Source organism: Winogradskyella echinorum (genome assembly GCF_014297365.1).
In the GTDB taxonomy this organism is placed as follows: domain Bacteria; phylum Bacteroidota; class Bacteroidia; order Flavobacteriales; family Flavobacteriaceae; genus Winogradskyella; species Winogradskyella echinorum.
Genome location: NZ_JACOQD010000005.1, coordinates 22075 through 45054 on the forward strand (window position 1 = coordinate 22075; position 22980 = coordinate 45054).

A 22980-nucleotide genomic window follows, 5' to 3' on the forward strand; every position below is an offset into this window, starting at 1 on the left:
TAGATTAAATGCAAAAAATAACTAAAGAGGTTTACCTTAAGTGGTACGAGGACATGTTGTTCTGGCGTAAGTTTGAAGACAAACTTGCAGCAGTTTATATTCAGCAAAAAGTTAGAGGATTTCTTCACTTATACAATGGACAAGAAGCTGTTTTAGCTGGTGCATTGCATGCTATGGATTTAACTAAAGACAAAATGATAACAGCTTATCGTAATCATGTTCAGCCAATTGGTATGGGAGTAGATCCAAAACGCGTAATGGCAGAATTATATGGAAAAGCAACAGGTACTTCTCAAGGTCTTGGTGGTTCTATGCATATATTTTCTAAAGAGCATCGTTTTTATGGTGGGCATGGAATTGTTGGTGGTCAAATACCTTTAGGAGCTGGTATTGCCTTTGGTGATAAGTATCATGGTGTAGATGGTGTTACTATTTGTTGTTTTGGTGATGGTGCAGCAAGACAAGGATCTTTACACGAAACATTTAACCTTGCAATGCTTTGGAATTTACCAGTAGTATTCGTTTGTGAAAATAACGGTTATGCTATGGGAACAAGTGTAGAGCGTACAGCTAATCATACAGATATTTGGAAACTAGGTTTAGGGTATGAAATGCCATCTGGACCAGTTGATGGAATGAATCCTATTAAAGTTGCAGAAGCTTTTGATGAAGCAATTACACGTGCAAGAAAAGGTGGAGGACCATCATTCTTAGAAGTAAAGACGTATCGTTATAGAGGACACTCAATGTCTGATGCGCAACACTACAGAACAAAAGATGAAGTAGAAGAATACAAAAAAATAGACCCTATTACGCAAGTAAAGGATATTATTCTTGAAAAGAAATATGCTACAGAAGCAGATTTAAAAGCTATTGATAAAGCGGTTAAAGCTAGAGTTTCTGAATGCGAAAAATTTGCAGAAGAATCACCTTATCCAGATACAAATGTGATGTATGATGTAGTATATGAGCAAGAAGATTACCCATTTATAGACCACAAAATTAAATAAGCTATGGCAGAAGTAATTAATATGCCGCGTTTAAGCGATACAATGGAAGAAGGAACTGTAGCTTCCTGGTTAAAAAAAGTTGGCGACAAAGTTGAAGAAGGAGATATTTTAGCTGAAATAGAAACCGATAAAGCAACAATGGAATTCGAATCTTTTAACGAAGGAACATTGCTTCATATTGGTATTCAAGAAGGCGAAACAGCAAAAGTGGATACACTTTTGGCTATTATTGGTGAAGAAGGAGAGGATATTTCAGGTTTATTAAATGGAAGTGCTAAAGTTGAAAAATCAGACGCAATTCCCGAAGGGGAAGATGTAAACGCTGATGTTTCTGATGTGAATTTCGATTCTAAAGATGATTCTGATTCAGTGACTGAAGTCGAACTCCCAGAAGGTGTTGTAGTTGTAACAATGCCACGACTTAGTGATACTATGGAAGAAGGGACTGTTGCTACATGGTTAAAGAAAGTTGGAGAAGAAGTAGAAGAAGGTGATATTTTAGCTGAAATTGAAACTGATAAAGCAACAATGGAGTTTGAATCTTTTCAATCTGGTACATTATTACATATTGGTCTAGATGAAGGTGATACAGCAAAAGTTGACGCATTATTAGCTATAATTGGTCCAAAAGGAACTGATGTGTCTAATGTTGCTAAAAACTTTAAAGCTGCAGGTGGTGAGGCTAAAAAAGAAGCTGCTCCAGCTCCTAAAAAAGAAGCTCCAAAAACTGAGACTAAAAAAATAGAAACAAAGAAGGAAGCACCTAAGGTTTCGAATTCAACTTCTACATCAAACGGAAGAATTTTCGCATCACCTTTAGCTAAGAAAATGGCTGATGAAAAAGGAATCAACTTATCGCAAGTTAGTGGTTCTGGTGAAAACGGAAGAATTGTAAAGAAGGATATAGAAAATTATACTCCATCTTCTCAATCTGCTTCACATGGTAAGTTTGTCCCTTCTGGTCAAGAAGATTTTGATGAAGTGACAAATTCAAATATGCGTAAAGCAATTGCTAAGAACTTAGCAAAATCTAAATTTAGCGCACCGCATTATTATTTAAATGTAGAATTTGATATGGAAAACGCTATTGCTTTTAGAAAGCAATACAACTCTGTTCCAGATATTAAAATTTCATATAATGATATTGTAGTGAAGGCTTGTGCATTAGCACTAAAGCAACATCCACAAGTAAATTCGCAATGGTTTGATGATAGAATGCAATTAAATAATCACGTTCATATTGGTGTTGCAGTTGCAGTGCCAGACGGATTATTAGTGCCTGTGGTTAAATTTGCAAACGAACAAAGTTTACCTCAAATTGGTGCTGCTGTAAGAGAGTTTGCAGGTAAAGCAAGAAATAAAAAACTAGCTTTAGACGAGATGGAAGGAAGTACTTTTACGGTGTCTAATTTAGGTATGTTTGGTATCGATAGTTTTACGTCAATAATTAATCAACCGAATTCAGCAATTTTATCTGTTGGAAATATTGTTGAAAAACCAGTTGTTAAAGACGGTCAAATTGTTGTTGGAAATACAATGAAATTATGTTTAGCATGCGATCATAGAACTGTAGATGGTGCAACAGGTGCTCAATTCCTTCAAACTTTAAAAGGGTATATTGAGAATCCTGTAACAATGTTAGTATAATAATTCGACATTCTGAACTAGTTTTAGAATCCATAATAAATTATCCTGTTTCTCCCGATAACTATCGAGTTTGAAACAGGATTTTTTTATCTTTAAACTCAAAATTAAAGCGTTATGAAAAAAATACTTTCAGTAGTAATTATTGCATTTATATTATCTTGTTCTATAAAGCAAAAAGCGGCAGATGGAAAGCCTGGAGAAGATGGTGGAAAACAGTTAGTAGAAAAGCAAGAAGTAAACTTGCAATCTACAAACAGAACAATTGTAGAAGCCATAACTGAAGAAGCTATTAAAAAGAGTATGGAGTATTTAGCCTCAGACGAGTTAGGTGGTCGTGCGACAGGAAGTGAAGGTATTGAAAAAGCAGCAGTTTTTATTGAAGACTATTTTAAGGCAAATAATATTAAACCCTATTTTGAAACTTATCGAGATCACTTTGAATTTAAAAATAGAAGAAGTTCTAATCCAGATGAAGTTATAAAAGGATTTAATGTCATTGGTTTTATTGAGGGTAACGACCCAAAACTAAAAAATGAATTCATCATTTTAGGAGGTCATTACGATCATATTGGAATGGGAAAAGAAGTAAACGGAGATAAAATAGCCAATGGAGCAAACGATGATGCATCTGGTACAATTGCAGCAATGGAGTTTGGAAAGTATTTTGCTAAATCTAAAACAAACAAGCGAAGTATTTTAATAACGTTGTATTCTGCAGAAGAAATGGGATTAAAAGGATCTGGACATTTAGCTGAGCGTTTAAAATCTCAAGGTTTAGATGCTTACACTATGATTAATTTTGAAATGATTGGAGTGCCAAGAGCAGCTGATAAATCTATGGCATATATGAGTGGATATAAGCGTTCTAATTTTGCTGAAACCTTAAATAAATATGCAGGTAAAGAAGTTGTAGGTTTCTTTTCTAAAGCTAAGGAGATGAATTTATTTATGCGTTCAGATAATTTTCCATTTTATAAAGAGCTTAATATACCAGCGCATGCCATTTCAACTTTCGACTTTACAAATTTTGATTACTACCATCATGTAGATGATGAAGCAAGCCAAATGGATTATAAGCACATGGCAAATTTTATGAATAGTATGATTCCGGCATTAGAAGGAATGATGAATGCACCAACTAAAGAAGTGGTATTAAACGATGAGTAAAAATATAATTATTACTGGAACCAGTAGAGGAATTGGATTTGAGCTGGTTCATTTATTTGCCAATCAAGGTTATAATGTTTTAGCATTATCAAGAAATGCACAGCCTGTAAATAATCTTCATTTTGAGAATATAACTTCGTTAGCATTTGACTTATGTAAAAAAGAAGATTATGTAAAGGTTACTGATTTTATTAAAACAGAATGGCAACACGTAGATATTCTTATAAATAATGCAGGTACATTATTAAATAAACCATTTGCAGAAACCACTTTTCAAGATTTTGAGCAGGTTTATAGAACTAATGTATTTGGTGTTTCAGAAATGACAAGAATTGTTTTACCATTTATGAAACAAAACAGCCATGTAGTTACTGTTAGTAGCATGGGTGGTATTCAAGGGAGTATGAAGTTTCCAGGACTTTCTGCATACAGCTCAAGTAAAGGAGCAGTTATAACACTTACAGAATTGTTAGCCGAAGAATACAAAGAAACTGGTCCACAATTTAACGTGTTAGCATTAGGAGCAGTGCAGACGGAAATGTTGGCTGAGGCATTTCCAGATTATAAAGCACCAACAACGGCTATGGAAATGGCAACATATATATACGATTTTGCTCTTACAGGTAATAAATATTACAACGGTAAAGCGCTTCAGGTTTCTAATTCAACTCCTTAGATGTCTAAATATAAATGTGTAATTTTTGATTGTGATGGTGTCCTAGTAGATAGTGAACCTATAGGAAATCAAGTTATGGTTGAAATGGCTAATGAATTCGGAGCGAATATAAATCTAGACTATGCCTATAAAAATTTTAAGGGAAATTCAATTCAAAATTGTGTAGCTGAAATTTCTAATTTAGTAGATGCTGATGTTTCTTCAAATTTCATTGATGAATATAGAAAACGTTCGTATGAAAGGTTTAAAAATGAAATAAAACCAATTAAAGGTGTTAAAAATGTCATTGACAATTTAGATATACCTTTTTGTGTTGCATCAAGTGGACCAGAAACCAAAATAAAACTCAATTTAGAGCTTACAGGATTACTGCCTTATTTTAAAAACAACATATTTAGTTGTTACACTATTCAAAAATGGAAACCAGATCCGGCTGTATTTTTATGGGCTGCTGAGACTATGGGTTTCAATCCTGAAGAATGTTTAGTGATTGAAGATAGTCCAATTGGAGTTGAAGCAGGCATAAACGGAGGTTTTGATGTTTTCGGATTTACTGCTCACGATTATAAAAATGAATTAGTAAAAAAGACGAACACGGTTTTTAATAATATGGACTGTTTACTTAATCTCGTCCAAAATTGATTATGACTGAAAGTAAACTTTTAGATTATATCCCAAACGAAGCAATTCCTCAAATTGAGATGTTATTAACTACTGATAATTTAGTAGTTAAAATAAAAAACGAGCGTAAAACAAAGCATGGTGATTATAGACAGTTGCCTAGTGGAAACCATCAGATTACTATAAATTCTAATCTTAATCCGTATCGGTTTTTAATTACATTGATTCACGAAATTGCGCATTTTGAAGCTTATAATCTATATGGACGATTTATAAAACCACATGGAAAGGAATGGAAACAAACCTTTCAGCATTTAATGTTACCTTTTTTACGCCCAGAAATTTTCCCAATAGAATTGTTGCCTTTATTAGCAAAACATTTTAAAAACCCAAAAGCATCTAGCGATACAGATACGCAACTCGCCTTAGCCTTAAAGCGATTCGACGAAAGTAACGATAAGACCTTTGTTTTTGAAGTACCTTTGGGGCAAGCCTTTAAACTTTACAACGATAGAGTTTTTAAAAAAGGAAATAAACGAAGAAAACGCTTTGAATGTGTTGAGGTTAAAACGGGTAAACTATATTTATTCAACCCAAATGCTGAAGTAGAAATATTAGAAGAATGAAAAACAAAAATTATTACGCCATATTAATGGCAGGTGGAGTTGGCTCACGTTTTTGGCCAGTGAGTACGCAAGAATTTCCAAAGCAATTTCACGATATGTTGGGAACAGGTGATACATTGATTCAAAAGACATTTAATAGATTAGCGAATCTTATACCAGAGGAGAACATTTTTATATTAACAAATGAACGATATAATGACTTGGTTTTAGAGCAATTGCCTAATGTAACCAAACGCCAGGTTGTATTAGAACCAGCCATGCGAAATACGGCTCCTTGTATTTTATATGCATCATTAAAAATTAAGAAAGAGAACGAAGATGCTGTAATGATTGTAGCTCCAAGCGATCATTGGATAGAAGATGAACAATCATTTTCTAACAATGTGCAAACAGCTTTTGAGTATTGTGAGTCTAATGATGCGTTAATGACATTAGGTATTACACCAACCTTTCCAAATACGGGCTATGGTTATATAGAATATGATAAATCTTCAACTAAAGAGATAAAACCAGTTAATCAATTTAGAGAAAAGCCAGATTATGAAACGGCTAAATCATTTATTGACCAAGGAAATTTCTTATGGAATGCTGGTATTTTTATGTGGTGTGTTAAATCAGTGATTTCAGCCTTTAAAAGTAATCAACCTGAATTATTTGAATTATTTGAAAGTGGCTATAGTGCCTATAATACTGAGTTTGAAGATGATTTTATAAGAGATAATTATGCAAAGGCAGAAAACATTTCTGTGGACTATGCCTTAATGGAAAAAAGCGATAATGTGTTTGTGATTCCTGCTACTTTTGATTGGAATGATTTAGGAACCTGGGGAAGCTTATATGACAAACTTCCAAAAGATGGACACAATAATGCTATTTTAAATGCAAAATCTTTAGCCGAAAATGCCGAAGGAAATATTATTAGAGCTAATAAAGGTAAGCTCGTAGTTATAGATGGGCTTAACGATTATATTATTGTTGATAAAGATGACACTTTACTTATATACCCTAAAGGAAAAGAACAAAATATAAAACAAGTATTACAACGCGTTAAAAAGAAGTTTGGAGATAAATAATTATTAAGTTAGAGTGACTTAAGCAATTTATTTTTGTCTTATCTTGGTAGTGTAAAGTTAATTAGTACTAAATGGAAGAAAGTAAGTTCAATTTTTCAGAGGATGAAAATTCTCAAATGACCAATGAAATGAATAAGGAGAATGCTGTCAATGAAAAGAAGGAGGCAGTTAAAAAAGATGCCAAAGGGCTTTTTGCTAGTATTTCAAATTTTTTAAGCGAACTTTTAGATTTTAGAGACGATACAGATAGAGATGCTACCATAACTGCTATAAAGGCAGATATACCGTTTAAGGGAGCAACTGCATGGATTTTGGTTTGTTCTATTTTTGTGGCTTCCATTGGTCTAAATGCAAATTCCACGGCTGTGGTAATTGGAGCCATGTTAATTTCACCATTAATGGGTCCTATTTTAGGAGTAGGAATGTCAATTGCAATTAATGATATTGATACTTTAAAGAAATCTTTAATCAACTTAGCAACTATGATTGTGCTGAGTTTATTAACAGCCTTTTTGTTTTTTAAGTTCTTCCCCACAGGCGATACAGCAGCACCCGAAATATTAGCTCGTACTGCACCAGATGTAAGAGACGTGTTAATTGCCTTTTTTGGTGGTGCCGCGTTAATTATAGCACGTACCAAAAAAGGAACAATTGCTTCCGTAATTTTTGGTGTAGCAATTGCAACCGCATTAATGCCTCCATTATGTGCAGCAGGTTATGGATTAGCGCATAATTGGGATTTCTTTATTGGTGCTATGTATTTGTTTACTATCAATACTATTTTTATTGCTTTAGCTACATTCTTAGTATTAAAGGTTCTACGTTTCCCAATGTTGAAATATGCAAATTCTAAAAAACGTAAACGAATTGCTCAATTTGCGTCTTTAGTTGCAATTTTAGTGATGGCACCAGCTATTTGGACCTTTGTTAATTTTATTAGACAAAGTGGATTAGATGCTGACTATGATAGGTTTTTAAAAACTGAGATTCGCTCTAATAACGAATTATGGTTTCAAAATGCGATACCTCACTGGGAAGACAAAGAGATTATTCTATATTTTAATGGTGAAATAACAGATGCTACTGTGACTGATTTAAATAATGAGATTAAAAATTATGAAAAAATCAAAGATTTTAAACTTGTTATTAAAGGAAATAAATTTAGAAGTATAGATAAAATATCTGATGCCTACGATAGAGCTATTGCAGAATTAGATAAAAAAGATAATATTATTTCTGGTTTGCAAAAAGAAATTACCGAATTGCAAGAAAATATTTTGGGGCTTAATCAGCAAATTGAATCTCAAAACGCTTCAAAAAATAATGATATAGCTTTTTCTAGTTTAGCTAAAGATGCTAAAATAAGGTTCGATGATTTAGATTATTTTGGTTATGCAAAAATGTTAGAATCGAAAGATTTTATTAAAATAGACACATTAACCTTGGCTAATATTAAATGGAAAGGTACCGTTAGCGATAGTTTAGCTTTGGTGAAAGAAGGAGAATTATTGCAATGGTTAAAACAAGAATTGAAAACAGAAAAAATAAGTATTAAGAGAAACTAATTATTGATTCTCTTCCAAATACATTTTACGAACTTTCTTAAATAATTCTGAGGAATAAACAAAGTTGGTTACAGCTTCATTATCGGTTCTAAATATAGTTTCTTTAGAACCTTCCCATGCTTTTAAACCATCTTTTAAGAAAACAATTTTTTCTCCAATTTCCATTACAGAATTCATATCATGAGAGTTGATAACTGTTGTAATATTAAATTCGTCTGTAATTTCTTGAATTAAATTATCTATAACAATAGCTGTTTTTGGATCTAACCCAGAATTTGGCTCATCACAAAATAAGTATTTAGGATTGTTTACAATTGCTCTAGCAATGGCAACACGTTTTTGCATTCCTCCAGAAGCTTCACTAGGCATTTTTTTGTGAGCATTTTCAAGGTTAACGCGGTTTAAAACAACATTAACTCTATCTTCCATTTCACTTTTACTTTGCTTGGTAAACATGCGTAACGGAAACATCACATTTTCAGCAATAGTCATAGAATCAAATAAAGCACTGCCTTGAAATACCATTCCTATTTCTGCACGTAATTCTCGTTTCTCATCAGCACTTAAGGCACTAAAAATCTTTCCATCATAAGAAATAGACCCTTCTTCATATTCAAATAAACCTAATAAACATTTTAAAAAAACCGTTTTACCAGAACCACTTTGACCAATAATGAGATTCGTCTTTCCTTTTTCAAAAGAAGTTGTAATCCCTTTAAGAATATGGGCTTCACCAAACGATTTGTGTAAGTCTTTAACCTCTATCATTAGCCTAAGAGTAAACTGGTTAGTAAAAAGTTTAATAAAATAATAACCACACTAGTCCACACAAAAGAAGTCGTACTAGCCTTACCTACTTCTAAAGCGCCACCTTTCATAAAATAGCCATAAAAGGAAGGAATAGTTGCTAATATAAAAGCAAATACCATGGTCTTTATAAAAGCATAGGCCATATGAAATGGAATAAAGTCGTTTTGAACACCTTCTATATAATCTTCTAAAGTACCATAACCACCATATACACAAGCAGCTAAACCTCCTAGTATACCTAGGAACATAGCAATTGATATAATAAAAGGGTAAAGCGTTAGTGCAATAAATTTTGGAAACACTAGGTAATTAATGGCATTAATTCCCATAACTTCTAATGCGTCAATTTGCTCTGTAACACGCATGGTGCCAATACTCGATGTAATAAACGAGCCAACTTTACCTGCCATAATGATGGATATAAATGTTGGTGCGAATTCTAAAATTATGGATTGACGTGTTGCAAAACCAACTAGATATTTTGGAATGAGAGGATTATTGATATTTAAAGATGTTTGTATAGCAACAACGCCTCCAACAAAAAAGGCTATAAAAGCAACAATACCCAATGACCCAATGATAAGGTCATCAATATCTTTAAGGATTAAAGTTTTCATCACAGACCATTTAGTAGGCTTGCGAAAAATGTCTTTAATCATTATAAAGTAAGCGCCAATATTATGAAGGTACTTCATGTAAGAATTTCTTAATGCTAAAGTATAAAAAATGATTAGTTTAATAACGTTAATTTAAATTTAGATGTTTTAAAATCTGTATTTTTGAAATTGAATTGTAAGACAACTTAAGTAATGAAAAAAATAGTCGCATTAATCGTATTAATATTAGCATACTCATCTTGTGGTTCTCAGCAAAATGTTGTAGAAGAAAAAAATGTAGAGTATAAAACCGAAATACCATCTATTAAAACAAATTCTAAACCTAAGTTAGTTGTAGGTATAGTTGTAGATCAGATGCGCTATGATTACTTAACTCGTTTTGAGTCTAAATATGGAGAAGGCGGTTTTAAACGAATGATGAATGAAGGCTTTAATTGTAAAAACAATCATTTTAATTATGTGCCAACTTACACAGGTCCTGGACATGCATCAGTTTATACTGGTACTACACCAAAATATCATGGAATAATTTCTAACAATTGGTATGATAAAGAAACTAAAGAAACTGTGTATTGTGCTCAAGATGATTCAGTTGAATCTGTTGGTACTACTAGCAAAGCTGGTAAAATGTCACCAAACAGAATGTTAACCACAAGTTTTGCAGATGAAAACAGGTTATTTACTCAAATGAGAGGAAAAAGTATTGGAATTGCTATAAAAGATAGAGGTGCCATTTTACCAGCAGGTCATGCTGCCAACGCTGCTTATTGGTTTCATGGTATGGATGAAGGAGTTTGGATTACGAGTACGTTTTATAGAAACGATTTGCCACAATGGGTAAAAGATTTTAATAGTTCTGATATAGCAGAATCATATTTTAAAGTTTGGGATACATATATGCCAATTGAGACTTACATAGAAAGTGGTAATGATTTAAATAATTTTGAACGTGGTTTTAAAGGGAAAGAAAGCGCAACATTTCCGTATGATTTAGCAGCATTAAAATCGGAGAATAATGGTTTTGATATTCTTAAAGCGACAGCTTATGGAAATAGTTTAACTCTTGATTTTGCTTTAGCAGCCATAAAAGGTGAAGCTTTAGGCCAAGATAATGAAACCGATGTTTTAACAGTTAGTTTTTCTAGTACGGATTATGTAGGTCATAATTTTGGTGTAAATTCAAAAGAAATTGAAGATACTTATATACGATTAGACAAAGATTTAGAACGTCTTTTTAATTATTTAGATGCTAACGTCGGAGAAAATGAATATACCGTTTTTCTAACGGCAGATCATGGAGCTGTCGACGTGCCTGCATATTTGGAATCTGTTAAGATACCTGCAGGTTATTTAGATTATAATGATAGAAAAGAGCGATTTACTAACTTCCTAAAATCTAGTTATGGTACTAAGGATATTGTAGAAAATGTGAGTAACAATCAAATATTTTTTAATAAACTTAAGTTGAAAGAATTAGGTTTAAACATTCATGATGTAGAACAAGCATTGGTTGACGAACAAATTAATTATCCAAATATTGCTAAAGTCTATACAGCTACAGCGATGAATAGCACTAATTTTACTTCGGGTATTGAGGCTTTATTGCAAAATGGATTTAACCAAAAACGTTCTGGCGATGTTATTATAGTAGATGATATTGCGCATATTGCCTATAGTAGAACAGGTTCCACACATGGCAGTGGATTAAGCTATGATACGCATGTGCCTTTGTTATTTTTTGGCAAAGGAATTAAGCATGGTGAAACATTAGATAAAACAGTGATTCCAGATATTGCACCGACAATGTCTGCACTTTTAGGAATTAGTTTTCCTAATGGTACTACTGGTAAACCTTTAGGGTTTGTAATGGACTAACTTATTTTTTTTAAGATCCCTTTCCAGCGTAAATCTCTTATAAATTTACCTTCATTTTTGGAAACTAGAAATTCAGTTTTATTTAATTTAGCTTTAAAATAACCATTCATATAATCTCTAAATAACTTAAAGCTTCCTTTTTTATAAGCTAATTTTAAAGCAGAAATTAAAGTAATCCAAAAGCCATAACGCATTTTATACATAGCCTCTCCTTGTAAATATTTTGAAGCTTTGTTATAAGATTTTCCTGTGGGTTTTAGATGTTTAACGTGAAGCGTTTCATCTGTAAGTATTTGCCAGCCATGATATTTTGCTAAAAGCTCATCAACCGTATCCCAACCCATAGAAGGCTTTAATTGGCCGATTTGTTCAAAACATTCTTTTCTGTAAGCTTTCAAAGCTCCTCTAATATGATCTTTGTTGGTAAGGTTTTCTAAAACCCAATCATTGTTTTTTTCGATGAAACAAAATCCTGAAGCCATACCAAGCTTAGGATGAGCATTAAAATGATTTGCAATTTGTTCTAGGTAATTTTCTGGAAAAATGAGATCTGCGTCAAACTTGCATATGATGTCATAATCGCCATCCAAAGATGCGAAACCTTTATTAAAGGCATTAATGATTTTTGAACCAGGTAAATGAGCATCAGAAGATTTAGTATTTAAAACAGAAATCCAATTGTATTTAGAGGCATAAGTTTCTGCAAGTTGATGCGTGTTATCCGTTGAGTTATCATTAACCACAACTACTTTTTTGGGTAGCAATTTTTGCTTTACCAAAGACTCTAAGGTTTTGCCAATAAAGTCTTCTTCGTTGTGTGCAGGTATGATAATATAAAATTCCAAATTTTAATATCTAAATTCCAAAACCCAAAGCTAACGAAACCCATTTGGAATTTGATATTTAGTTTTTGAAATTTTTTACTCTTTCTGCATATACAATATAATATCTCGGTGTAAATTGTCTAAGTAATGGTCTAATACCAAACTTTTTTACAGGATTAGTCCATTTTTGTCTGTCCATTATTTGCCACCCGGTTTTTTCTAATAACCAATCGAGTTGCCAATCTTCAAACTCATGGTAATGTCTATCCCATTTATCTGTTTTGCTTCTGTAAGCTGAAGCAAACCATAATCGCATAGGAATACTTATAACTAGTTTTTCTGCTTTTATAGACTTTAAAACTTCATAAGGAGACAGGAGATGTTCAAAAATTTCGAAAGCCGTAATAACCTCAGCCGAAGAGTTTTTGATTGTAGAATGGTCTTCGTCTAAATCTTCTCCTGTTGTATTTTCAACAGAATACCCTTCAGAAATCATTATATCTGAAAATGGATTTTTAACTCCTAAATCTAAAATAGATTCGGTTGTACCTATATGCTTTCTTAAGAACTCTAAAGTATGCTTAAATCGCTTATTCGGAAAGGTTTTTTCGTACATGTTTATTTTCTAAGATGTAGAAAGTCTATTGGATTAATGCTGGTAAACTATAGCATTAATATTCATACCAGCTCCTACACTTGCAAAAATAATAATATCTCCTTTATTAATCTGTTGATTTTCTAACTCGCCTTTTAAAATCATGTCATATAACGTAGGTACTGTAGCTACACTAGAATTTCCAAGGGTGTTAATTGTCATTGGCATTACTCCATCTGGCATTTTCATGCCGTGTAGTTTGTAAAAACGTTTTACAATGGCTTCGTCCATTTTTTCGTTAGCCTGATGTATCAATATCTTTTTTACATCTTTAATTGAAACACCACTTTTTTCTAAGCAAGTTTTTAATGCTAATGGAACATTAGTTAATGCAAATTCGTAAATCTTACGACCATACATTTTTATATAACGACGTTTGTCTGTAATTTCAGGATGATTTGTTTCTCCGAAATAAATAAAATGTGCTTCATCTAAAGTGAAGGTTGCGGTTTCATGGGTTAGAATGCCACCTTCTTCATCAGTTTCTTCAATGATAACTGCGCCAGCACCATCGCTGTAAATCATAGAATCGCGATCGTGTTTATCAATGACACGAGATAAAGTTTCTGTGCCAATAACCAAACAGCGCTTTGCTAAGCCAGCAGTTATAAAAGCATTTGCTTGTATAACACCTTCTATCCAACCAGGACAGCCAAAAAGTAAATCGTATCCGACACATTTTGGATTCTCAATTTTTAATAAATGCTTAACTCGAGAAGCAATACTGGGTACTGTATCACTTTGTTCTGTATTATGTTTTACATCACCATAGTTGTGAGCAACTATGATATAATCAATACTTTCTTTATCAATCTTGGCATCTTCAATTGCTTTTTGAGCAGCAAAAAATGCAATATCAGAATTTAGTAATTCGTCTTTAATATAACGTCGTTCTTGTATGCCAGTTATGGCTTTAAATTTTTCTACTATAACTTCGTTAGTACTATTTATTGAAGATCCATCAGCATTTAAAAATTCATGATTATAAAAATCTTCATTTTTTTCAATAATACTTGGTATATAACTTCCTGTTCCTGTTATTCTAATCGCCATAGTTATTTTATATCAATTCTAGTATTGCTAAACTAATTAATAATATATAGTTTTTCTCTATTTATTGTTTTAAAAGCCTCATTTTTTGTGAATTCTTAAAAATCATTATCGAAAATTAAGAAAACAAAAAAAAAGTGTTCAAATAGAACACTTTTGTAAATTATCCGTTGAAATATTTAGGCATCAACATAATCTTCCATTGGTGCGCAACTACACATTAAATTTCGGTCGCCATAAGCATCATCTACACGTCTTACACTTGGCCAAAATTTATTATCTCTTACATAGTCTAACGGAAATGCTGCTGCTTCTCTAGTATATGGTAATAACCATTCATCAGAAGTTAACATTTCCATTGTGTGAGGCGCATTTTTTAATACATTGTTAGGTTCGTCTTTAGTTGCATCATCAATCTCTTTTCTAATAGAGATCATAGCATCACAAAAACGGTCCATTTCTGCCTTGTTTTCACTTTCAGTTGGCTCTATCATCATTGTTCCTGCAACTGGGAAAGATACTGTAGGTGCATGAAATCCGTAATCCATTAAACGTTTAGCTATATCAGTAACTTCAATACCATTGGCTTTAAAATCACGACAATCAATAATCATTTCATGTGCAGCTCTCCCGTTTTCTCCTGTGTATAATGTTGGGTAATAACCTTCTAAACGCTCTTTAATATAGTTAGCATTTAAAATAGCAGTTTTTGTAGCTTGTTTTAAACCTTTAGCTCCTAACATTTTAATATATCCATAAGATATAATACATGCTAAGGACGACCCAAATGGTGCCGCAGATATTGCTGTAATGGCTTGGTGTCCACCAGTTTTTACAATTGGGTTACCTGGTAAAAATGGTACCAATTGTTCTGCGACGCAAATTGGTCCAACGCCAGGTCCACCACCTCCATGAGGAATAGCAAAAGTTTTGTGTAAGTTAAGGTGGCAAACATCTGCACCAATATTTCCAGGATTTGTTAATCCAACTTGTGCATTCATGTTGGCACCATCCATATACACTTGCCCTCCATTATCGTGTATAATTTGAGTAATCTCTCTAATAGCAGATTCATATACTCCATGGGTAGAAGGATAGGTAACCATTAATGCAGATAAATTATCTTTATGTAGTTCTGCTTTTTCTCTTAAATCATCAACATCAATATTTCCATTTTCAGATGCTTTAGTAACTACTACTTTCATTCCAGCCATTACAGCACTTGCAGGATTTGTACCATGAGCAGAAGATGGAATTAAACAGATATTTCTGTGGTGATCTCCGCGAGATTCGTGATAAGCTTTTATAACCATAAGGCCAGCAAATTCACCTTGCGCACCAGAATTTGGTTGTAATGATGTAGCTGCAAAACCAGTAATTTCTGTTAACTGATTTTCTAAAGCGTTTAACATTAATTTGTATCCAATTGGTTGGTCTTCTGGAACAAATGGATGCATATTTCCCCAACTGCTCCAACTTAGTGGTAACATTTCTGCAGCAGCATTTAATTTCATGGTACAAGATCCTAACGAAATCATTGAATGATTTAATGCCAAATCTTTTCGTTCTAAACGTTTGATATAACGCATTAATTCAGTTTCAGAATGATAAGAATTAAAAACATCAAAGGTTAAAAAATCCGTTGTTCTTTTTAACTGTTCAGGAATGGTATCTTGTGTTGAAATAGATTCAATTTTTTTAGTTGAGCTACCTGTAGCTTTTTCAAAAATTGAAACAATTTCATTTAAGTCTGTAATGGTTGTTGTTTCGTTAATTGAAATAGTAACTGTATTGGTGTCTGGATAGTGAAAATTAACTTCACTTTTCTCGGCTTCGTATTTTACTTTTACGGCATCTGCTTTTATTTGAAGCGTATCAAAATAATGCGTATTAGTTTGCTCTAAACCTAGACTTTCAAGAGCATTAGCAAGAGTAGAAGTAGAGTTTTGTACTTTATTAGCAATAAATGAGAGACCTTTAGGACCATGATATACCGCATACATGCCAGCCATAACGGCTAGTAAAACTTGTGCTGTACAAATGTTAGAAGTTGCTTTGTCTCTTTTAATATGTTGCTCTCTTGTTTGTAAAGCCATACGTAAAGCTCTGTTGCCATTTGCATCTTTAGTAACACCAATTATACGGCCAGGCACATCGCGCTTATAAGCTTCTTTTGTGGCAAAATATGCAGCGTGTGGTCCACCATAACCCATCGGAATTCCAAAACGTTGTGTTGTACCAAGAACTACGTCTGCACCAAATTTTCCTGGTGCTTCTAAAGATACTAAGCTTAATATATCTGCTGCTACAGCAACTTTTATTCGAGATGCATTCGCTTTTTCAATAAAGCCTTTTATATCTGTTATTTGACCATTCTTACCAGGATATTGTAGTAATGCTCCAAAGAATTCTTCAGATAAATTAAATTCCGCCTCATTACCAATTACTAGTTCAATTCCAATAGGATTGGCTCTAGTTTCTAGCAGAGAAATTGTTTGAGGTAAAACTAAATCTGAAACAAAAAATTTATTAACTCCTGCTTTCTTTTGGTCTCGTTCTCTAACTGCAAATAATAAGCTCATTGCTTCTGCTGCTGCTGTACTTTCATCTAATAATGAAGCGTTAGCAATTTCCATACCTGTTAAATCAATAACCAAAGTTTGAAAATTTAATAAAGCTTCTAAACGTCCTTGTGCAATCTCTGCTTGGTATGGTGTATATGCAGTATACCAACCTGGATTTTCTAAAATATTACGCTGAATTACAGCAGGTAAATTAGATGGATGGTACCCTAAACCTATGTAAGATTTATAAACTTTATTAAGTTTTGAAAGCTCATAGATATGACTTAAATACTCTTGTTCGCTCATAGCTGTATCTAAATCTAAATCGTTTTTAAGCCTAATGTCATTAGGTACAGTTTCTGAAACTAATTGTTCTATACTAGTAACACCAATAGTGTTTAACATGGCTTTTTGTTCTTGAGAATTTGGGCCTATATGTCTAAGTGCAAAAGAGGTCGTATCCATTGAAAAAATGTAATTGATTTTTGTTTTGCAAAAATACGTATTTAGCCAAGCTTTTTAGTTAAGGAAAACTAAAGTTTTTAACCATAATAGATGGTTATTAACACATTGTGTATTTTTGTTTAATGGTGATTTTAAAAAGGATATTTAATTTCTATTTAAACAGTAGTATTCACGTAGCAATAGGTGTGTATGCCTTAACCTGGATAACCTTGCTGCAATTTGGGGTTGAATATGATAAAAACAGTCTTAATTTTGTGTTTTTTGCAACCATCACTGGCTATAATTTTGTAAAGTATTTTGGTATTGCAAAGTTTCATCATAGAAGTTTGGCGGGTTGGCTAAGGGCTATTCAAATATTTTCATTTTTAGCTTTTATAGCCTTATGTTATTATGCTTCTAAGTTAGAAGTTAATACACTCGTTTTAATAGCAATATTAGGATTGATTACCTTTTTATATGCAATTCCTTTATTGCCTAAAAAGTATTTTATAGATGATCATAAAAATTTAAGAGAAATTAGTGGTCTTAAAATTTATGTAATTGCTTTAGTATGGAGTTTTACAACAGTTATTCTACCATTAGTAAATAATGAAGTTTCTTTAGATTTTGATGTTGTAATTACAAGTGTTCAACGTTTTATTTATGTACTAGTTTTAATGTTTCCTTTTGAAATTAGGGATTTAAACTACGATAACTTAAAACTATCTACCATACCTCAAAAAATAGGAGTTAAAAAAACAAAAATTATTGGCGTTTTTTTGCTTATGATATTTATGATGTTAGAATTTTTTAAAGACGAATTAACGAGTAACGCAGTAATTGTAACATTAATAATAGTTTTTATAACACTATTATTTATAGTTTTTTCTAATAAAAATCAATCGAAGTATTATAGTGCCTTTTGGGTAGAAAGTTTGCCAATAATTTGGCTCGGAATATTACTTATGCTTAGCTAATTCTTGTTCAAATTCTTTTTGAATTTTTTCTTTTTCAATACGGTTTAAGCAATCAACTTCTGCTTTGTTTAAGGCATCCGTAAGTTTATTGTTGTTTTTAGAATAAGCTTTAGTGAATCGACACCACATTAAACGAATACCAAGCTTTATTCTTTCCCAGCCAGTAGACTCACCATATTGCCTTTTATCGCATATATGTTTTGCTTCTTCACAACTAATAAATAAAAACCTTTTTTTCATCTTAATTAAAACCAATTTTTTTCCATGCAATCTGCAAGAGCTGTTCGTGCTCTATGTATAATTACCCAAAGGTTAGACGCAGTGATATCTAATTCATTACAAATAGTTTCTGTATCATAACCCAAAATAGTTTTCATTTTAAAAACCTCTGCTTGTTTTTCAGGAAGCTTCCCAATACAATCATGTATAGCATCACCTAATTCTGAGTTTTCTAAGGTGTCTTCTGCTGTTTTATCAAATGGGTCTGCTACACGTTCCTCTAACCAATCTCCTTCAGCATCTGTATCGCTATTGTAGTTTATTCTAACTTCGGCTTTACCTTTATTAGAATTTATTTTACGATAATGGTCAATAATTTTTCGCTTTAAAATTGAAATTAACCACGTACGCTCACTAGCTTCTCCTTTAAAATTAGCCATGGATTTTAGTCCGGCTAAAAAGGTTTCAGATACTAAGTCTTGCGCAATCTCTCTACTACTAACACGAGTTATCGTATAGTTAAAGAGATAATCAGAATATAGTTTTATCCAATTATTAGGATCTAGTTGATGCTTAGGCATTTTTCAATTTCATTGCGAAATCAAAAATAACGTAAATTTTTATTATGCGAAACTATGTTTTGCTTTAGTTGATAGAAGTTTGTGTTGCAAAATACCTTTTTCTACAGATACAGCAGAACCATCAACAACACAAGTATTTAGATATTTTGCGTTTTCAAATTTTTTGGGAAGCATAAAGATTATATTTTTATTAATCTCAGTTAAAGCACCTTTATAAAGCTTCCATGGTTTGTGGTAGATTTTATATTGAAATGTTTTTGTGTTAGATCTTTTTACAAAAGCAATGTATCTATCTACTATAAATTCGTTTAATGAATTTTTAGTTAAAGCTTTGGTTGTTTTACTAGTTAAGGCTTTTATATCTATATTTTTATATGAATATTTTATACTTTTTTTACTCTGAGTAATTCTTTTATTGCGTTTTACATTTCTAAAGAAAAAAGGTTCGTTGTACAATGTATTAGCAATTAGAGCTATAATGGGTTTCGGAGCAAATTCTTTAATAAAAACAACACCTTTAGCTCCATTAATTTTTGATTTAGCATAAAACCGAAAATTAATTTGTCCAAATTTTTGATGAAAAGGAATTTTAAATCCAAAGAACTTCACTTTTGAAAACGTAAAAGCAACTACACTCATTAAAGCTTTGCCTTTATACAAATCTAATTCAGTGTTATTAGGTAAATAAGCTTCTAGGATCTTTTTGTCTACCTCAAAGGTTGAAATAATTAAATCCTCCCAATTACCTGTCATGAAGATGCTTTTATGATTGTTTGTTGCTGTTTTCATAATTAAGATTATTTAAATTATTCAAGATCCAAACGAAGTAAATAGCAATAGACATAGGAATTATTATTAATCCTAACCACCAAAAATCATTTAATTTTATTTCTATATGCCATCCAATTCCATATACAATAACAACTAGCCAGTAAATTAGTATTTGCTTTTTGTTATGGTTTTCGAATCTATTCCATAAAAATGTAATACCTATGGCGCTTAGTAGTTGAATTGCACCAAGAACAATTTGAGCATATAAACCAAATATTATTGTTAGGTACAGAACCAAAGTTATGATTAGGACGATTTTGTTGAATTTGTATAAATTTTTCATAATCTAAATGTTTTAAACTTTCAGAAAATATTGAAAGTTTGTTATAAAAAAATATAACCTACTTCATCAGTTTAAAAACAGACTTTGTTAACCAGTTTTGTTTTTGGTCTACGAGTTTGTTCATTAAGGTATCTAAGTCGTTTGTAATGGCCTTTAATGCTTTTGTTTGCTTAATCAGTTCTTTTGTTTTTTCTGTGCCATCATCTTTAATAGTTGAGACCTCCTCTAACACTTTAATGACCGGTTTTATTTCTCTTCGACTTCTTTCTTTTGCAACAATTTTTGCTAGTTCTTGAACATCTTTTTCGGTAGTAAAAAACTCTTTTCGTTCACCAGAAACTAAAACTTTGGTAACAATTCCCCAATCCATAAGTTGTCTTAAATTCATGCTCGTATTACCACGAGAGATTTTAAGATCTTCCATAATGTCTTCCATAGACAAAGGCTTGGTAGAAATAAAAAGCAATGCTTGTATTTGTGCCATGGCTTTGTTAATGCCCCAAAGTGACCCCAAACTTCCCCAAGTACTAATAAACTTTTCTTTTGCATCTAAGTATTCCATATAGCAAATATACAATAATTTTTAAACTTTCAATAATTATTGAAAGTTTATTTTATAAGGCAATTCATAATATGGTGCAATAAGATTAGAAATTATGATGGTATTGAGTTTTGTCATTCCGCACTTGATGCGGAATCTATTAATAATATAGATTCCTGTCTTCGCAGAATTGACAATCTGATTTCTATTTCAACAACCCAGCACGTCTAAGTAAAGCCTCAGGTTTTGGTTCTTGGCCTCTAAACTTTTTATATAAAGTCATTGGGTTTTCTGTACCACCTTGAGATAAGACATAAGTTTTAAACTTATCGGCAACCGTTTTATTAAAAATACCTTCTTCTTTAAAGTACTCAAAAGCATCAGCATCTAAAACTTCTGCCCATTTGTAACTGTAATAACCAGAAGAGTATCCACCCTGAAAAATATGAGCAAAAGAAGTACTCATGCAATTTTCGGCAACATCAGGATATAAGCTGGTATCTCCAAATGCTTTCACTTCATGGGCTTTTACGTTTTTAATATTTGAAGGATCTACACCATGCCAAGACATATCTAATAAGCCAAAACTTAGTTGACGCATAGTTTGCATGCCTTCTTGAAAGGTAGAAGAGGCTTTTATCTTTTCAATAAGTTCCATAGGAATAACTTCTCCAGTTTCGTAATGTGTAGCAAAGAGCTTAAGTGTTTCTTCTTCGTAACACCAGTTTTCTAAAATCTGACTTGGTAACTCAACAAAATCCCAATACACACTTGTGCCAGATAAACTCGGGTAGGTTGTATTGGCTAACATACCATGCAAAGCATGGCCAAACTCATGAAAGAGCGTAGTTACTTCATTAAACGTTAGTAATGACGGTTTGCTTTTTGTTGGTTTCGTAAAATTACAGACTATAGAAACATGTGGACGATGATTATGTCCATTTTTTACCATTTGCGGTTTGTAAGAGGTCATCCAAGCTCCATTACGTTTGCCTGCTCTTGGGAAAAAGTCTGCGTAGAAAATAGAAACTAAATGGCCATCTGCATCCGTTACTTTGTAGGTTAAAACATCTTCATGGTACTTATCTATACTATCAATTTCTTCAAATTGCAATCCGAATAATTTTTCTGCAACTATAAAAGCACCATTTATAACGTTTTCTAATTTAAAATAGGGTTTTAACTGTTCGTCATTTAAACTGAATAATTTTTGTTTTAGCTTTTCAGAATAATAACTTGAGTCCCACTTTTGTAATTGGTCTATGTTATCTAAATCTTTAGCAAAATTTTCAAGAGTTTTAAATTCTTCTTCAGCTGCTGGTTTTGCTTTTTCAAGTAATTCGTTTAAAAATGAGTTTACTTTTTCTGGCGTTTCTGCCATGCGCTCTTCTAAAACGAAGTGCGCATGTGTTTTGTAACCTAATAATTGAGCACGCTCAAAACGCAATTGCGCTATTTTTAAAACAATGTTTTGATTGTCTAAATCATCATTATTAAATCCTTTACTTCCAAAAGCTTTAGATAATTTTTCGCGTAACGCTCTATTGTCCGCATAAGTCATAAAAGGAATATAACTTGGGTAATCTAAGGTAATTAACCAACCATCTTTTCCTTTGCTTTCTGCTAACTGTTTCGCTGCTTCTTTTGCGCCATCTGGCAAACCTGCGAGATCAGATTCATTGGTAAGGTGCAATTCAAACTTGTTAGTTTCTGCTAAAATATGTTCTCCAAACTTTAGTTTTAGTTGGCTAGACTCCTTATCAATAGCTCTTAATCGTTCCTTTTTATCTTCAGACAAATTAGCTCCATTTCTAGAAAACCCTTTGTATTTTTTATCGAGAAGCGTTTCTTGTTCAGTAGTTAAGTTTAAGCTTGCTTTAGAATCGTAAACCGCTTTTACACGTTTAAATAAATCTTCATTCAACGTAATATCATTACTAAATTCTGATAATAGTGGTGATACTTCCTGTGCAATTTTCTGAATCTCATCATTGGTTTCAGCAGAATTTAGATTAAAGAAAATACTAGAGATACGGTCTAATTCTTCCCCAGAATAATCTAGTGCTTCAATGGTGTTTTCAAAATTTGGAGTATCAGTATTATTTACAATTTCATCAATTTCGGCTTTAGCTTTATCAATAGCTAATTTAAAAGCAGGTAGATAATCTTCTTCTTTTATTTCTGAAAAAGGTGCTGTATTGTATGATGTATTAAAGGGTTTATTTAAGATTGTCATTATTTCTTAATGTTTTGATAGTGAAAGTTATATCCGATATTAAATAGGTGAGGGCTGCTACAAAAATAAGAGGTCCTAATATAATAAC

At 32.3% G+C, this 22980-nt stretch carries 22 protein-coding genes; 10 read left to right on the top strand and 12 right to left on the bottom strand.

Annotation, left to right across the window (positions count from 1 at the left end; genetic code table 11):
• Positions 1–8: 8 nt before the first annotated feature.
• From pdhA to H8K90_RS14365, 8 genes are all read left to right on the top strand, one after another.
• Positions 9–1010, top strand: a complete 1002-nt coding sequence (gene pdhA, locus H8K90_RS14330; RefSeq protein ID WP_186846687.1) for a pyruvate dehydrogenase (acetyl-transferring) E1 component subunit alpha — start codon at positions 9–11, stop codon at positions 1008–1010.
• A 3-nt stretch (positions 1011–1013) separates the two neighbouring features.
• Positions 1014–2657 carry a pyruvate dehydrogenase complex dihydrolipoamide acetyltransferase gene (locus H8K90_RS14335; protein ID WP_186846688.1) on the top strand — a complete coding sequence of 548 codons (1644 nt, stop codon included), beginning with the start codon at positions 1014–1016 and terminating at the stop codon, positions 2655–2657.
• Positions 2658–2771: 114 nt separating this feature from the next.
• Positions 2772–3824, top strand: coding sequence for a M28 family metallopeptidase (locus H8K90_RS14340; protein WP_186846689.1), 1053 nt, complete (start codon positions 2772–2774; stop codon positions 3822–3824).
• Entirely contained in the window at positions 3817–4500 is a 684-nt protein-coding gene (locus H8K90_RS14345) for an SDR family NAD(P)-dependent oxidoreductase (protein WP_186846690.1), read from the top strand. The genes H8K90_RS14340 and H8K90_RS14345 overlap by 8 nt, the downstream gene beginning before the upstream one ends.
• A complete protein-coding gene (locus tag H8K90_RS14350; protein WP_186846691.1) occupies positions 4501–5142 on the top strand; it encodes an HAD family hydrolase in 642 nt (213 codons plus the stop codon).
• 2 nt (positions 5143–5144) lie between these two features.
• A complete protein-coding gene (locus H8K90_RS14355; RefSeq protein WP_186846692.1) occupies positions 5145–5747 on the top strand; it encodes a SprT-like domain-containing protein in 603 nt (200 codons plus the stop codon).
• On the top strand, positions 5744–6820 hold the full coding sequence (locus tag H8K90_RS14360; RefSeq protein ID WP_186846693.1) for a mannose-1-phosphate guanylyltransferase: 1077 nt from the start codon (positions 5744–5746) through the stop codon (positions 6818–6820). The genes H8K90_RS14355 and H8K90_RS14360 overlap by 4 nt, the downstream gene beginning before the upstream one ends.
• Before the next feature lie 71 nt (positions 6821–6891).
• Entirely contained in the window at positions 6892–8385 is a 1494-nt protein-coding gene (locus H8K90_RS14365) for a DUF389 domain-containing protein (protein WP_186846694.1), read from the top strand.
• On the opposite strand, the gene H8K90_RS14370 is transcribed toward H8K90_RS14365, so the two are convergent.
• Both H8K90_RS14370 and H8K90_RS14375 read right to left on the bottom strand, forming a co-directional pair.
• Positions 8386–9153: an ABC transporter ATP-binding protein gene (locus H8K90_RS14370; RefSeq protein ID WP_186846695.1), complete on the bottom strand. Its 768-nt coding sequence runs from the start codon at positions 9151–9153 to the stop codon at positions 8386–8388.
• The gene (locus H8K90_RS14375) at positions 9153–9890 is read right to left on the bottom strand and encodes an MlaE family ABC transporter permease (RefSeq protein ID WP_186846696.1); all 738 of its coding nucleotides are present in this window, start codon (positions 9888–9890) and stop codon (positions 9153–9155) included. The genes H8K90_RS14370 and H8K90_RS14375 overlap by 1 nt, the downstream gene beginning before the upstream one ends.
• Positions 9891–10004: 114 nt before the next feature.
• Between H8K90_RS14375 and pafA the strand changes: the two genes are divergently transcribed.
• The gene (gene pafA, locus H8K90_RS14380) at positions 10005–11687 is read left to right on the top strand and encodes an alkaline phosphatase PafA (protein ID WP_186846697.1); all 1683 of its coding nucleotides are present in this window, start codon (positions 10005–10007) and stop codon (positions 11685–11687) included.
• Here the strand turns inward: pafA and H8K90_RS14385 are convergent.
• From H8K90_RS14385 to gcvP, 4 genes are all read right to left on the bottom strand, one after another.
• The gene (locus tag H8K90_RS14385) at positions 11684–12532 is read right to left on the bottom strand and encodes a glycosyltransferase family 2 protein (RefSeq protein WP_186846698.1); all 849 of its coding nucleotides are present in this window, start codon (positions 12530–12532) and stop codon (positions 11684–11686) included. The two genes, pafA and H8K90_RS14385, sit on opposite strands and share 4 nt — an antisense overlap.
• Positions 12533–12590: 58 nt before the next feature.
• Positions 12591–13127 carry a class I SAM-dependent methyltransferase gene (locus tag H8K90_RS14390; RefSeq protein ID WP_186846699.1) on the bottom strand — a complete coding sequence of 179 codons (537 nt, stop codon included), beginning with the start codon at positions 13125–13127 and terminating at the stop codon, positions 12591–12593.
• 33 nt (positions 13128–13160) lie between these two features.
• Complete coding sequence (locus H8K90_RS14395) at positions 13161–14219, bottom strand: 3-oxoacyl-ACP synthase III family protein (RefSeq protein WP_186846700.1); 1059 nt, start codon at positions 14217–14219, stop codon at positions 13161–13163.
• 176 nt (positions 14220–14395) lie between these two features.
• A complete protein-coding gene (gene gcvP / locus H8K90_RS14400) occupies positions 14396–17245 on the bottom strand; it encodes an aminomethyl-transferring glycine dehydrogenase (protein ID WP_186846701.1) in 2850 nt (949 codons plus the stop codon).
• 122 nt (positions 17246–17367) lie between these two features.
• On the opposite strand from gcvP, the gene H8K90_RS14405 reads away from it, so the two are divergent.
• Positions 17368–18201: a UbiA prenyltransferase family protein gene (locus tag H8K90_RS14405; RefSeq protein WP_186846702.1), complete on the top strand. Its 834-nt coding sequence runs from the start codon at positions 17368–17370 to the stop codon at positions 18199–18201.
• Here the strand turns inward: H8K90_RS14405 and H8K90_RS14410 are convergent.
• The 6 genes from H8K90_RS14410 to H8K90_RS14435 form a co-directional block, all read right to left on the bottom strand.
• The gene (locus H8K90_RS14410; protein WP_186846703.1) at positions 18184–18441 is read right to left on the bottom strand and encodes a hypothetical protein; all 258 of its coding nucleotides are present in this window, start codon (positions 18439–18441) and stop codon (positions 18184–18186) included. The genes H8K90_RS14405 and H8K90_RS14410 overlap by 18 nt on opposite strands.
• Positions 18442–18446: 5 nt before the next feature.
• On the bottom strand, positions 18447–19001 hold the full coding sequence (locus H8K90_RS14415) for a sigma-70 family RNA polymerase sigma factor (protein ID WP_186846704.1): 555 nt from the start codon (positions 18999–19001) through the stop codon (positions 18447–18449).
• Positions 19002–19043: 42 nt separating this feature from the next.
• Positions 19044–19790 (bottom strand): DUF2071 domain-containing protein, encoded by a 747-nt coding sequence (locus H8K90_RS14420; RefSeq protein WP_186846705.1) that lies wholly within the window; start codon positions 19788–19790, stop codon positions 19044–19046.
• The gene (locus H8K90_RS14425; RefSeq protein ID WP_186846706.1) at positions 19765–20115 is read right to left on the bottom strand and encodes a hypothetical protein; all 351 of its coding nucleotides are present in this window, start codon (positions 20113–20115) and stop codon (positions 19765–19767) included. Before H8K90_RS14425 ends, H8K90_RS14420 begins: the two co-directional genes overlap by 26 nt.
• A gap of 58 nt (positions 20116–20173) precedes the next feature.
• Positions 20174–20677, bottom strand: coding sequence for a GbsR/MarR family transcriptional regulator (locus H8K90_RS14430; RefSeq protein WP_186846707.1), 504 nt, complete (start codon positions 20675–20677; stop codon positions 20174–20176).
• A 184-nt stretch (positions 20678–20861) separates the two neighbouring features.
• Positions 20862–22892 carry a M3 family metallopeptidase gene (locus H8K90_RS14435; RefSeq protein WP_186846708.1) on the bottom strand — a complete coding sequence of 677 codons (2031 nt, stop codon included), beginning with the start codon at positions 22890–22892 and terminating at the stop codon, positions 20862–20864.
• Positions 22893–22980: the final 88 nt, after the last annotated feature.

Coding starts and splice junctions, on each gene's coding strand:
- H8K90_RS14370 (WP_186846695.1), bottom strand. CDS start 9,153: ATGATAGAGGTTAAAGACTTACACAAATCGTTTGGTGAAGCCCATATT.
- H8K90_RS14365 (WP_186846694.1), top strand. CDS start 6,892: ATGGAAGAAAGTAAGTTCAATTTTTCAGAGGATGAAAATTCTCAAATG.
- H8K90_RS14430 (WP_186846707.1), bottom strand. CDS start 20,677: ATGGAATACTTAGATGCAAAAGAAAAGTTTATTAGTACTTGGGGAAGT.
- pafA (WP_186846697.1), top strand. CDS start 10,005: ATGAAAAAAATAGTCGCATTAATCGTATTAATATTAGCATACTCATCT.
- pdhA (WP_186846687.1), top strand. CDS start 9: ATGCAAAAAATAACTAAAGAGGTTTACCTTAAGTGGTACGAGGACATG.
- H8K90_RS14410 (WP_186846703.1), bottom strand. CDS start 18,441: ATGAAAAAAAGGTTTTTATTTATTAGTTGTGAAGAAGCAAAACATATA.
- H8K90_RS14355 (WP_186846692.1), top strand. CDS start 5,145: ATGACTGAAAGTAAACTTTTAGATTATATCCCAAACGAAGCAATTCCT.
- H8K90_RS14335 (WP_186846688.1), top strand. CDS start 1,014: ATGGCAGAAGTAATTAATATGCCGCGTTTAAGCGATACAATGGAAGAA.
- H8K90_RS14415 (WP_186846704.1), bottom strand. CDS start 19,001: ATGCCTAAGCATCAACTAGATCCTAATAATTGGATAAAACTATATTCT.
- H8K90_RS14345 (WP_186846690.1), top strand. CDS start 3,817: ATGAGTAAAAATATAATTATTACTGGAACCAGTAGAGGAATTGGATTT.
- gcvP (WP_186846701.1), bottom strand. CDS start 17,245: ATGGATACGACCTCTTTTGCACTTAGACATATAGGCCCAAATTCTCAA.
- H8K90_RS14350 (WP_186846691.1), top strand. CDS start 4,501: ATGTCTAAATATAAATGTGTAATTTTTGATTGTGATGGTGTCCTAGTA.
- H8K90_RS14420 (WP_186846705.1), bottom strand. CDS start 19,790: ATGAAAACAGCAACAAACAATCATAAAAGCATCTTCATGACAGGTAAT.
- H8K90_RS14435 (WP_186846708.1), bottom strand. CDS start 22,892: ATGACAATCTTAAATAAACCCTTTAATACATCATACAATACAGCACCT.
- H8K90_RS14405 (WP_186846702.1), top strand. CDS start 17,368: ATGGTGATTTTAAAAAGGATATTTAATTTCTATTTAAACAGTAGTATT.
- H8K90_RS14340 (WP_186846689.1), top strand. CDS start 2,772: ATGAAAAAAATACTTTCAGTAGTAATTATTGCATTTATATTATCTTGT.
- H8K90_RS14360 (WP_186846693.1), top strand. CDS start 5,744: ATGAAAAACAAAAATTATTACGCCATATTAATGGCAGGTGGAGTTGGC.
- H8K90_RS14390 (WP_186846699.1), bottom strand. CDS start 13,127: ATGTACGAAAAAACCTTTCCGAATAAGCGATTTAAGCATACTTTAGAG.
- H8K90_RS14395 (WP_186846700.1), bottom strand. CDS start 14,219: ATGGCGATTAGAATAACAGGAACAGGAAGTTATATACCAAGTATTATT.
- H8K90_RS14425 (WP_186846706.1), bottom strand. CDS start 20,115: ATGAAAAATTTATACAAATTCAACAAAATCGTCCTAATCATAACTTTG.
- H8K90_RS14375 (WP_186846696.1), bottom strand. CDS start 9,890: ATGAAGTACCTTCATAATATTGGCGCTTACTTTATAATGATTAAAGAC.